Origin of the sequence: Paracoccus fontiphilus, assembly GCF_017356265.1 — a bacterium.
GTDB classification, from domain to species: Bacteria; Pseudomonadota; Alphaproteobacteria; order Rhodobacterales; family Rhodobacteraceae; genus Paracoccus; species Paracoccus fontiphilus.
On the sequence record NZ_JAFNAW010000008.1, the window covers coordinates 87,064 to 94,128 of the forward strand.

A 7,065-nucleotide genomic window follows, 5' to 3' on the forward strand; every position below is an offset into this window, starting at 1 on the left:
CATCAGCCAGCGTTGATTGCCCCGCTGACGCTTCAGAACATCGCATCGGCCGAAAAATACGTTCCCAGCATCCGCTATGTCCTCTCTCCGTCTGTATTCGCAGTCCTTCTCGCAGGCCCCTCGCACGCAGAGAGCACAGAAACCAATGACCCCGGAGCAGTCGCTTATTTTGCGCCCTGCGCGTCGTTTTTCGAGGTACTCCTTGACCGAGTTCACCCTGCTGATCACACTGCGAGAGGGCCGGTTGGGCGAAAAAGGACTTACCCTTCCATTGCCGACGACATCGGCATTTTTTGGATTGCCAAGATCGTCCTAGCTACGCGTGATCACACCGTGAAAATCTTCTATTGGTTCCGGGTCTATGTTCCTCGACGCTCGCCAAGAACTTGTAGATCTCAATCGCTCGGCTGACCTAGTCATCGTCGGTTCGGGTCATACCGGAATGCTTCTGGCCCAAGAACTGGCTGACGTTGCGAACGTCCTGATCGTCGAATCCGGAGGCTTCGGCGCGGACGATGAAACCGATGCGCTTAACGCGGGCGACGTTATCGGCCTTCCATATCCTCTTGCATCCACGCGAACGCGCCAGTTCGGGGGCTCAAGCAACCTGTGGGCAGGCTTTTGCACTCCCTTTGACCGAAATGATTTCGAGCCGCGTTCATGGGTGCCGTTTAGCGGTTGGCCCTTCTCAGCCGATGAACTTGCTCCATTCATGGAAAGGGCGGCCCTCCAGCTGAACCTTAGCTGCAATATGTTTGATGCCAGGCAAGCCGCCAACGACGGAGGCTGCGCTCTGCCGCAAGAGATCCTCGGCCGCGCATCTATCTGGCGCTTTGGCGCGCCTACCATGCGTATCAATCAGTCGGGACTGGCGCGGGCCATGCACGAGAACGTATCGATACTGCTCAATGCCACTGTCGTTGAGATTATAGTCGATGCGGCGGGGAGTGAAGCGCGCCGGCTTTTGATACGCACGCTCACAGGCCGGCAGGGATCGATTACGGCAAAGCAGATCGTGCTCGCCTGTGGTGGCATCGAGACCGCTCGCCTATTGCTCAATTCCGATCGCCAGATGGCGGGAGGTCTTGGCAATTGCCACGACGTGGTCGGCCGCTTTTTCATGGAGCACCCTCATCAGCATGTCGCGACTTTTGCCGTCGACAAGGAAAAGGATTTGGCCGGATTAGTTTCGCGAGTTCAAAGTGGCCGAGGCGATGAAATAATGTTTAACCTCGGTATCTCGCCCCAAGAGCAAGAGGACCTTCGTATTCTCAATGCGCGCGCCCACATCTACCGGACACCCACTATGGGCGACGACGAGGCGCCGCAGCTTGGCGTGTTTGCCGAACAAGCGCCAAATCCCGCCAGTAAGATCATTCTGACCAATCGCTGCGACGCATTAGGTATGCGGCGAATTGCGCTCGATTGGCAATTGACCGACGTGGATTGGCGGACTTTCGAGGAAACCGGCGGGGTCCTCGGTGCTGCGCTCGAAGCTGCGGGGTTAGGTTGTCGCCTTCCAGTGCGATGGTCACGGCGGGACGGTGCATCCATCCTACATTCAAACCATCACTTGGGAACGGCGCGCATGGCCATCGATCCAACGCTCGGCGTTGTCGACGCCGATGCTCGCTTGCACGGGATCGATAATCTCTACATCATGAGTGGTGCCATTTTTCCCACGGTGAGTTGGGCGAACCCAACGCTTACGCTACTGGCTCTTACGCTGCGCTTGGCCAAACACCTAAAAGCCAAGTTCATTCCGCCCGAATTGCAAGCAGGGAGTAATACTTGATGGTCGGATACTCTCACGTGGGTCTGGGAACCCACGATATGGAAAAGACAATCTCGTTTTACCGCGATATCCTTAATTTCTCGGTAGTCGCTGAGCAAAATGCCACCGTCTTGGGAGGTGGCAGTGTTCGTCTCGTATATTTTGACGTGGGAGACGGTAGCTTCATCGTCTTTATGCAAGGAACTAATGTGCCGCAGTTGCCGGCCGATTTCGATACAGGAATCAATGGCAAACTCGGTGTACCTCCTGGCATGTATCACTATGCCTTCAAGGAGTCTTCACTCGACGGCCTGATCGCGCGCCGGGGCCAAATTGAGGATGCCGGCATTCAGGTTTCGGCGCTCATCGATCATGGCTATGCGCAAGCTATCTATTGCACAGACCCCAACGGGCTTCAGCTCGAGTTTTGTTGGCAAATGCGCCCCTTTGGCCCGCAAGACTTGAGTCAGTCTTCGGTTGTCACGATCGCCGATCCAGAAACGGCTAAAAAGTCAGCCTAAGGTCCACGATCCGCATCCCCAGTGTGCCTACGAGATAGGACCACCGATCGGTCCACTTCCGATAGCGTTCGAAAGAGGATCCAGACCGTGTGAAAACCCGGAGGAATTGCAGGGAACTCGGTCCGTTTGTTCTGCTCGTCATCTTGTGCGCTTTTGCGCAGCATTTCGTGCTTAGTTGTAAGCGCGACACCGATCCCCTCCTGCCATTGCTAAGCTGAACCGGCCATTGTCGGCGTGTGTCGGTTTAGGGGTTTGGGATTTGGCAAGAGGCAAAGAAGTGGGCGTCCATTTGGACGGCTCCTGCAATGGTTCGGTTTCCCGGCTGGAGATGATCGAGGGACCGAGTGGTCGGCGGCAGCGAACAGAGGCGGAGCGGGCGCGGATCGCGGCAGAAAGCCTGATCCCGGGGATGCGGGTGGCCGACATCGCCCGCAAACACGGCACGACACGTTGGCAGATTTATAATTGGCGCAACAAGCTGCGGATCGGGCACTTGATGGTGCCCGAGAGCGTAGCGTCCCTGCCGATGTTTGCGGAACTGGTTGCCGAGAGCGGTGCTGCGCCTGTGCCGCCGCCCCGCGCTCCCTCGGAGGTGGAGATCGTGGTCGGCGATGTCGTGATCCGCGCCAGTGCCGGTGCAGATGAAGTCCACTTGACGCGGGCGATCCGCGCGGCTCGGGCAGCAATGTCATGATGCTGGGTCAAGGCGGGCCAGTGAAGGTCTTTGTGGCGACGCGGCCGGTCGACTTCCGCAAGGGTATCGACGGCCTGGCCCTGGCAGTCCAGGAGATGTTCGGGTTGGATCCCTTTTGCGGGGCGGTCTTTGTGTTCCGGGCCAAGCGCGCCGACCGGATCAAGCTTCTGGTCTGGGATCAGACCGGCATGGTGCTGGTTCACAAGCGGCTGGAAGGCGGCAAGTTCGTCTGGCCGCAGGTGCGGGACGGGGTGATGCGGATGTCGTCCGCACAGATGGCTGCGTTGTTCGAGGGCTTGGACTGGCGCCTTGTCCGACCCGAGCGAGCGCGGCGCCCTTTGACAGCGGGCTGATCGGTCGAACGCTTGGGAATGCCTGTTTTTGCTGGCTGCAAGGGATAATCCGTGATTCACTTCGAGCCATGGATGCTGATGCTCTTGCCTCGGAAAACACCCTCCTGAAGGCTCGCCTGGCCGAGCTTGAGGCGGCACTATCCGAAGTGCAGGAGGCCAACCGTCGGTTGGAGGACATTTTGCGCACGGCGCAACGCGCGCAGTTTGGCAAAAGCTCCGAGAAGCTGTCACCCGACCAGTTCAATCTGCCCTTGGAGGATGCCGAGCTTGCTCAGGGTGTGCTCGAGGCGGCACAGGAAAAGGCCGAGGCGGCGCTACAGGGATTGGGGGCAAAGACACCCCGCAAACCTGCGCGCAACCGCGGGCATCTGCCGTCGCATCTGCCCCGGATCGAGCGCGTGATCGAACCCCCCAGCACCCTGTGTCCCTGCGGTTGCGAGATGGCGCGGATCGGGGAGGATGTGTCCAAACGCCTCGATGTGATCCCCGCCCAGTTCCGCATTCTGGTGACGCGTCGACCCAAATATGCCTGCCGTCGCTGCTCTCAGACTGTGGCGCAAGCTCATGCTCCCGAGCATGTGGTGCCTGGCGGAATGCCCACAGAGCGGTTTATCGCCTGGATTATTGTCTCAAAGTTTGGCGACCACCTTCCGTTCTATCGCCAGGCCGAGATCTTCAAGCGTCAGGGGATCGATCTGGATCGCGGCACGCTTAGCAGCTGGGTCGGCCGTGCCTGCTTCCATCTGACGCCGGTCATCGACCACATGCGCGCTCATCTGCGCGGTGCGGACCGGATCTTCGTCGACGAGACTCGCGCGCCGGTGCTGGAGCCCGGCCGAAAGGCCACAAAGAGCGGATACTTCTGGGCCGTCGTGTCCGATGATCGCGGACATGGCGGTGCCGGACCGCCGATCGTGCTGTTCCACTATGCCCCCGGCCGGGGGAAAGAGCATCCGCTGAAGTTCCTCGGCGGATACCGGGGCCGGTTCCTGCAATGCGACGCCTATCAGTCCTACAATGCGATGACCGGGATGGAGCGCGATGCCGGGCCATGGCAGCTGGTCTATTGCTGGACCCATGTTCGCCGTCGCTTCGTGAAGCGCTTCGAAAATGAGGGCTCACCCATTGCGGAGGAAATGCTGCGCCAGATTGCGCTGCTTTATCAGGTCGAGAAGACGGTCCGAGGAAAGGATCCGGCGCTGCGCCTTGCTGCTCGGCGCGACCATTCGGCACCAGTCATCGCCGCACTCAAGCCGTGGCTGGAGGCCAAGCTTTCCCGCATTCCGCAGAAATCCCAACTGGCCGAGGACATCCGCTACACTCTTGCCCATTGGCCCGGCCTGATCCGCTTCCTCGAGGACGGCACGCTTGAGCTGGACACCAACCCGGTCGAGAACCAGATCCGCCCAATAGCTCTTACCAGAAAAAATGCACTTTTTGCCGGCAATGAAACCGGCGCAGAGAACTGGGCAATGCTGGCCTCGCTGGTCGCCACCTGCAAAATGTCTAGCGTGAACCCTGTCGACTATATCGCCAACACTCTTCAGGCCATTCTCGACGGACATCCGAAATCCCGCATCGAGGACCTCATGCCCTGGCACTTCAGCCAAACGTCAAGCCTCGCAGCATAGGGTAGAGCCGTAGCGCTTACGCTTAGTTAGCCAAAAACCTTGTAATCCTAGAGCGTTGTAGCCGCGTCTTGCGGCTGCGGACATAACTGCACCAGATTTCAGTTGGCAGCTGCTGCAATCAGACCGGAAACGCCAACCAGGGTGATTGCCCGACGGATGTTGTACGCCAGCGCCGTCAGGCTGAACTCGCCCCGCACGTTTTCGAGACGCCTCATCAGGAATGCACCTTGTCCCATCCACTGCTTGATTGTGCCGAATGGATGTTCAACGGTCTCACGACGTATATCCAGAAGTTCTGGCCTTGCGCGCAAGCGCTCCGCCATTTGCTCCAGCAAGGCTTCGTCCTCGGCCCGGGTGATCTTGCGATATGAGCCGTTGGTGCAGAGGGAACGAAGATCGCAGGTCCGACAGGCGGCACGATTGCAATACTCGATCTTCGTCGGGCCCCGTGTCTTGTCGACATATCTTGGTTCAAGAGTTTGGCTTCCAGGGCAAATATAGACATCGGCCACCGCGTCGTAGCGGAACATCTCTTTTGTGAAATGACCGCTGCGTGCCGCGATGCTGTTGTTCGGCTTGCAAACATGCGGAATGACGGCGGCGGCATTACAAGCAGCAATATCCTCCATGCTGTAGTAGCCTCGGTCCGCGACAGCCTTTATCTCGTCCACGGCCAAGTTCTCGCGTGCGGCGTTCGCCGTTTCAGCTAACAGACCCTGGTCGGCGACACGGCTGTGGACTTGCTGTTCGGCGATGAGCTTATGCTTGGTGTCAACGGCAATCTGAACATTGTAGCCGACGCTCACACGGCTCGACGGATGCATCGCGCGGCTGTCTGGGTCCGTCAGCGATATCTGATCCTCCGCACTCTTTGCGAGGTCGGACTGGCAGGCTTCAAGATGAACGCGCCGTTCCCGTACCTTTGCGATCTTTGCCTGCAAATCTTTGGCTTTGGATGGATCAGCTCCGTCTACGTCGTCCTTGTCCGCGATATCCAGTTGCTTCAGATAGCGGTCCAGCTTCTCTTCGCTTTCGCGGAGGCTTCTTTCCAGCTTTGCTTTTGTGAAATTACGATCCCGGCTATTTACGGCCTTCAGGCGGGTGCCATCAACGGCAACCAACTCGCGGCCGTACAGATCGAGCTCCCGGCAGAGAACAACGAACGCCCTGAAGACCTGTCGGAATGCGGCCCGGTTGTCACGCCGGAAGTCAGCGATCGTTTTGAAATCGGGAGAAAGACGGCGCATCAGCCAGATGACCTCAATGTTGCGCCGTGTTTCAATTTCTAGGCGTCGGCTGGACCGCACCCTGTTAAGATACCCATAGATGTAGAGCTTAAGCAGGTCAGCGGGATTATAGCCTGGCCTACCGGTGGCCTTGCCGCGGACCCGTGCAAAGCCGCACGCCTCCAGGTCCAGACTATCGACAAATGTTTCGATGAACCGGACAGGATTGTCCGGCGCTACATAGTCGTCCACGGACTCTGGCAAGAGCAGAAGCTGAGATCGGTCATCACCTGAGATATGTGCCATGACTGAGCATATCACCCGCATGGATGTCAGGGAATCCTACAGGTGTTTTCACACGGTCTGGATCGTTGAGAGGACGGCGAGATTGCCCCTGAACAGCCCCATCGAAGGCCAGCATTTGCTGGCAGGACGAAATCTCAGATGAATGGTCCGATATTTTTTGCAATGAAGGGGCGGCTACTGTTACAGATCGGGGCATGACACAGATTTTGATCGGCTACGCCCGCTGTTCCACCGACAAACAAGACCTTGCTGCGCAGAAGGGCATCCTTTGCAGCTTCGGGGTTGCCTCCGATCGTATCTACACCGACTACGGCTTTACCGGCACAAACCGCGCCCGCCCTGGTCTCGATCAGGCGCTTGCAGCTTTGCGGGAAGGTGACACGCTGGTTGTGCCGAAGCTGGACCGGCTGGCGCGTTCTGTCGTAACCACCCGATTTCGCCCGCCTGCCTGAGCGTGGGGTGATCGGCTAAGGCACGTGTATAGCGACGTCGTTAACGACGTATCTTATGCGGGGCTTTCGATGCGCGGTGACATTCTGGGTTTGGAACGGCGTCGTCGC

At 58.4% G+C, this 7,065-nt stretch carries 7 protein-coding genes; 6 read left to right on the forward strand and 1 reads right to left on the reverse strand.

Translation table 11 applies throughout. The annotated features are described in order from the left end of the window. Nucleotides 1-361 precede the first annotated feature (361 nt). From J0F76_RS05030 to tnpC, 5 genes are all read left to right on the forward strand, one after another. Nucleotides 362-1,795 (forward strand): FAD-dependent oxidoreductase, encoded by a 1,434-nt coding sequence (locus J0F76_RS05030; protein ID WP_207466398.1) that lies wholly within the window; start codon nt 362-364, stop codon nt 1,793-1,795. Further along, entirely contained in the window at nt 1,795-2,295 is a 501-nt protein-coding gene (locus J0F76_RS05035) for a VOC family protein (protein ID WP_278250400.1), read from the forward strand. Before J0F76_RS05030 ends, J0F76_RS05035 begins: the two co-directional genes overlap by 1 nt. Before the next feature lie 259 nt (nt 2,296-2,554). Next, nucleotides 2,555-2,989 (forward strand): transposase, encoded by a 435-nt coding sequence (locus tag J0F76_RS05040; protein ID WP_242689994.1) that lies wholly within the window; start codon nt 2,555-2,557, stop codon nt 2,987-2,989. A gap of 20 nt (nt 2,990-3,009) precedes the next feature. Beyond that, complete coding sequence (tnpB, locus tag J0F76_RS05045; RefSeq protein ID WP_207466402.1) at nt 3,010-3,342, forward strand: IS66 family insertion sequence element accessory protein TnpB; 333 nt, start codon at nt 3,010-3,012, stop codon at nt 3,340-3,342. Nucleotides 3,343-3,410: 68 nt separating this feature from the next. Further along, nucleotides 3,411-4,973 (forward strand): IS66 family transposase, encoded by a 1,563-nt coding sequence (gene tnpC, locus J0F76_RS05050; protein WP_207466404.1) that lies wholly within the window; start codon nt 3,411-3,413, stop codon nt 4,971-4,973. Nucleotides 4,974-5,071: 98 nt separating this feature from the next. On the opposite strand, the gene J0F76_RS05055 is transcribed toward tnpC, so the two are convergent. Further along, nucleotides 5,072-6,526 carry an IS1182 family transposase gene (locus J0F76_RS05055; protein WP_341351557.1) on the reverse strand — a complete coding sequence of 485 codons (1,455 nt, stop codon included), beginning with the start codon at nt 6,524-6,526 and terminating at the stop codon, nt 5,072-5,074. A 173-nt stretch (nt 6,527-6,699) separates the two neighbouring features. Here J0F76_RS05055 and J0F76_RS05060 point away from each other — a divergent pair, with 173 nt between their 5' ends. After that, nucleotides 6,700-6,957, forward strand: a complete 258-nt coding sequence (locus J0F76_RS05060) for a recombinase family protein (RefSeq protein ID WP_207466409.1) — start codon at nt 6,700-6,702, stop codon at nt 6,955-6,957. The last annotated feature ends 108 nt before the right edge of the window (nt 6,958-7,065 follow it).